The sequence below is a fragment of the Vibrio sp. 10N.222.46.A1 genome, from assembly GCF_041473595.1.
GTDB classification, from domain to species: Bacteria; Pseudomonadota; Gammaproteobacteria; order Enterobacterales; family Vibrionaceae; genus Vibrio; species Vibrio tasmaniensis_A.
Window position 1 is genome coordinate 1 of the sequence record NZ_JBFRSN010000154.1, and the last position, 3,184, is coordinate 3,184.

The following is a 3,184-nucleotide window of genomic DNA, read 5'->3' on the forward strand; positions in this document are numbered from 1 at the left end:
AAGGTGAGCAGTGGCCACATCAACAGTGAAAGACAACTCAATAAAAAGGCGACACACCACGTTTTCGTTTTTGAAGCGCTGTTTTGCATAAAGACATCCTGTCGTTTGCTTGCTGATTTTAGAGTATCGCCATGCTTAACTAACGGCAGCCAAAGGGGCTTTAGTTAGTGTGGGGAGTGAAAAATTATCAGCTTGCTGCAATGCCATACGTTGAAGTAGAGCAAGGTTCGTGTGATCCGCTTTTAAATGAACGTCAATTTGGCGCTTTATTTGAACGACTTTGTCTTGTAATCCTAAGGCTTGATAACACAGCGCCAACAAGAAGAACGCGTCGACATCATTGCCTGAAAACTCGTTTATCGAAATACTCTCAATGCACTCTGTCGCAACCTCATGTTGATCGAGTTGAATCAGTTGTAAGGTACGACAAAGCTTTAGAAGCGGCTTGCTCAATGCGTAAGACTTTTCAGAGTGAGAAAGCCTCTGCCAAGTCGCTTCAGGTTTCCAAAGTGTTAGTTCTTCGTGGGTGAGCGCCAAACTATCCGCCCATAAGATGAGTGCTCGCTTACCTGTAGAATCCCAAATTGAGTGAGGAATGAGTTGTGCGAGAGATTTGAGATGTTGGGTCGCTTGTGTGACATTTTTATCTAGCAACTGCAGCCAGACCATGGTGTTGGTTAACTCAATATTACTGCTGTTCACGGTGAGTACTTGGTCAATCAGTTCGCTCGCTGATTCGAAATTACTGGTATTGAGACAGATCTTGACCTTAAGTTGCTGAAGTTTGATATTGCGAGGGTTGCTTTCTATTAGGCCATCGATTTGACGGAGTGCGTCGTGATAGTGTTGCTTGAGGATATGTATTTCAATGAGCTTAACTTTAGCGGGCAGGTAATCATGGAGCTGCAATAGCCCATTCAACATGGCTTGTGCGTCATCGAGTTGTTGGTTTTTTATCAGAATATTCGCCATATAAATAATGGCATCTTTCAGTGTCGACGGATCAGGGGCTTTGCCAAAGAGTGGCTTTACCGCATTGAGGTCATTCTTTAAAAAGGCCTGCTCTAATGTCGAAAAGTATTGCTGCCGAGAGAGTGCGGATGTGACTCTTTTTATGATGTCATCTGCACGTATTGGCTTAATCAAATAACCATCAGGTTCTAAGTTAGCATAACCAAAGAAGGTATCTTGGCTGTCATTGCCTGTGACGATAAAGACGATCGTTTGTGGCCGGATTAATTCTTTTTGCTGCAAGAACTCAAGCAACTGCAAGCCATTGCTTCCTGAGCCTAAATCGTGGTCAATTAATAAGATGTCGAATCGATGTGCGCGACAAGCCTCAATCGCGTTTTGTGCATTGGATGCGCTAATCACATTGTTGTTAGGCACGCCTAACTTGATAAGTAGTGCGCGGGTAGCACTTTGAATGACGCTGCTGTCATCAACGATGAGGTAGCGCGATCGGGCGAGTATATCCATATAGTAGCCTTCTGACGTATTGAGCCTTGCCACTTTGTCGTCTATGAATTAGCGGCTTATTTATTAAACACTTAAGTGTAGGAATGAATTCAATGAATAGCCACAAGTTGCACATCAATACGTACGGAATAATGTATAGGGAGTGATGTTGGTTCAGAAGGTTAGCGTGTTTCTAAAGTTAGAAATAAAAGGGGAAAGATACTATATACAAAAAAGACCGCACGAGGCGGTCTTTATAAAAGTGAGCGTAGGATTCTTTAACTACAGAACCTAATTACAGAACCATGGCTGCAATCCAACCGAATACGATCAGTGGGATGTTGTAGTGTAGGAACGTCGGTACTACGGTTTCCCATACGTGCTCGTGTTGACCATCAGCATTAAGACCCGATGTTGGACCTAAGGTTGAGTCAGAAGCTGGAGAGCCAGCATCACCAAGCGCTGCAGCTGTACCTACTAGAGCGATCGTTGCCATAGGAGAGAAACCAAATGCTGCTGCTAGTGGAACGTAGATAGTTGCAAGGATTGGAATCGTAGAGAACGAAGAACCGATACCCATGGTTACCAATAGACCAACGATGAGCATAAGCAGTGCTGCTAGAGGCTTGTTGTCACCAATGCTTGTTGAAAGCGCTTCAACCAAAGATTCAACGCCACCGGTTTGCTTCATTACTGCTGCAAAACCTGCCGCTGCAATCATGATGAAACCGATCATTGCCATCATGTGAACGCCCTTAGTGAAGACATCGTGTGTCTCTTTCCAAGCGATTACACCACCGAAGGTGAATACCATGAAACCAGCCAAAGCACCGATGATCATAGAACCTGTCGATAGTTGAACCGTTAGTGCAGCAACAATACCCGCAGCAGCCACTAGGATGTGCTTCTTGTTGATCTCTTTCACTTCGGTTGAAACAACAGTATGAGACGTTTCTTTGTATTGGCGAGGCTTACGGTAAGTAAAGAATACTGCCGTAAGAAGACCAAAGATCATGCCTGCAGCCGGTAACAACATCGCCATTGGTACTTGGCTTGCTACTACGTTTTCAAGACCGTTGTCGTGAAGGTTTTTAAGCAGGATGTTGTTTAGGAAGATGCCACCAAAACCGATAGGTAGAACCATATACGGAGTAATCAGGCCAAAAGTAAGTACACACGCAACCAAACGACGGTCTAGGTTCATTTTTGCGAATACGCCTAATAGAGGTGGGATTAAGATTGGAATGAAAGCGATATGTACAGGAATCACGTTTTGTGAAGACATGGTCACTAAGATCAAAGACGCAAGGATGCCGTATTTTAGACCGGTCGATGCTGCACTGTTCTCTTTGCCGTGAATGCGCTTAATGACGCTTTGAGCAAGTAGATCTGTGATACCAGAACGAGAGATAGCAACAGCAAAGGTACCAAGCATTGCGTAGCTAAGTGCGATAGTTGCACCGCCACCTAATCCACTTTCGAACGCTGCTACAGCATCGTTCACACTCATACCAGAGGCTACGCCACCGATAATTGCGCTGAACGTGAGAGCCACGACAACGTTTACGCGCATCAAAGCTAAAACAAGCATGATGCAAACTGAAATTACAACAGGATTCATATTATTCTCGGGATGTTGTGTTTTTTATGAAGGCAATACGAGTGAACGTTTACCGACTCTATTTTTATTCTTCGTCAACAAGAGGCCAACCACCAAGGGCTTTCC

The 3,184-nt window shown here is 44.4% G+C and carries 2 protein-coding genes; both read right to left on the reverse strand.

Translation table 11 applies throughout. The annotated features are described in order from the left end of the window. Positions 1–135: 135 nt before the first annotated feature. The gene (locus tag AB4496_RS05465) at positions 136–1,479 is read right to left on the reverse strand and encodes a response regulator (protein WP_240798082.1); all 1,344 of its coding nucleotides are present in this window, start codon (positions 1,477–1,479) and stop codon (positions 136–138) included. 274 nt (positions 1,480–1,753) lie between these two features. Continuing rightward, positions 1,754–3,079 (reverse strand): Na+/H+ antiporter family protein, encoded by a 1,326-nt coding sequence (locus AB4496_RS05470; RefSeq protein WP_009848745.1) that lies wholly within the window; start codon positions 3,077–3,079, stop codon positions 1,754–1,756. Positions 3,080–3,184: the final 105 nt, after the last annotated feature.

What these genes read in the sequence shown, in the direction of transcription:
- AB4496_RS05465 (WP_240798082.1), bottom strand. Translation starts at nt 1,479, where the DNA reads ATGGATATACTCGCCCGATCGCGCTACCTCATCGTTGATGACAGCAGC.
- AB4496_RS05470 (WP_009848745.1), bottom strand. Translation starts at nt 3,079, where the DNA reads ATGAATCCTGTTGTAATTTCAGTTTGCATCATGCTTGTTTTAGCTTTG.